The 1,075-nt window shown below is 54.8% G+C and carries 1 protein-coding gene; it reads left to right on the forward strand.

The genetic code is table 11. From position 1 onward, the window contains the following. The coding region (locus tag KDK19_RS06130; RefSeq protein ID WP_257291562.1) for a hypothetical protein at positions 1–1,075 on the forward strand (1,075 nt) is incomplete at both ends.

The following is a 1,075-nucleotide window of genomic DNA, read 5'->3' on the forward strand; positions in this document are numbered from 1 at the left end:
AACGTGAGGGCACCATTGGCGAACAGCCGTTACAAAAAGACATTCAACGCATTGCCCGGGGAATGAGAGCGCCACGTTTAGCAAACCTGCTACAAGGGCTTGTGAGCCCGATCAAAGCGTCGGGCATTCCCGATGGCAGCTCCTTTAGGGTGAAAGTCAGCCTCAGGCCTCACTGGCCTTTGGTAGACAGCCGTGTCGAAATCAGCGCGGAAGACAACAGTCATGCCCGGTTACTGCTGGGCACGCGGGACGGGGAGAGTATCAAGCCGTTCATTTTCCGGGAAACCCTGACAAGCCTGTTCGGCGCCAGTCTGTTGAAAGCCCTTGAGAGCGGTGGAGGGTCACTGTCAGCATTGCGCCAGCAGGTGCGGCAGCGCTTTGGGATAAACACCGGGACCATACCTGACGGTGAGCAGCGCCCCCTTGGACTGACCCGCCAATACGCACTGACCCTGACGGCTGATCATCCTTCAAAAACAAGCCTTTATCAGCGTCTGGTCAAAGGCCATCATAACTTGCAGCTGGCTGAGGGTACTGAAGCGGATTACCGCCGGGCGCTGCAATATTTGAGGCGCCATGATAGCAATAAAGTGAAGGCAACATCGGAACTCCTGTCAAAAGGAGAAGTGGCGATCAGTGTCAGTGACCGCACTCTTTTCAATAAGGTCATCAATGAGAAAAATCCGGTACCCGCCGTTCCCTCGGGTCGCCAATTTGATAATACCATCGCCACCTATAGCCCTCTGCTCCCTGCCTCTGTCATGGTCGATGTTGATTACCGGGCATGGTCGAGAGTCGGTTCCGGCCTGGAATCCCTGCTTGACTCCACTCTGCTTGGCTTAAGCCGGGCAGCAGCTGAAAACTTGCTGTCACAACAAAAAGAGAACCTTGCCAAATATTACCCACAGAGGCTCATTGCCAGCGATTACCTGAAGTCGCTGCTGGTTCATTTTATCTACTGGAAGATGGATCAGGTCCTGGGGAGCAACGGCCAGCCAGCCAGCCAGATACACCAGGGAGTGACCGATGCAGTCACGGCCATACTGCCCGACAGCGACATCCGTGTCATCAAAAA

The organism is Endozoicomonas sp. ONNA1, from assembly GCF_024606325.1.
Lineage (GTDB): Bacteria > Pseudomonadota > Gammaproteobacteria > Pseudomonadales > Endozoicomonadaceae > Endozoicomonas_A.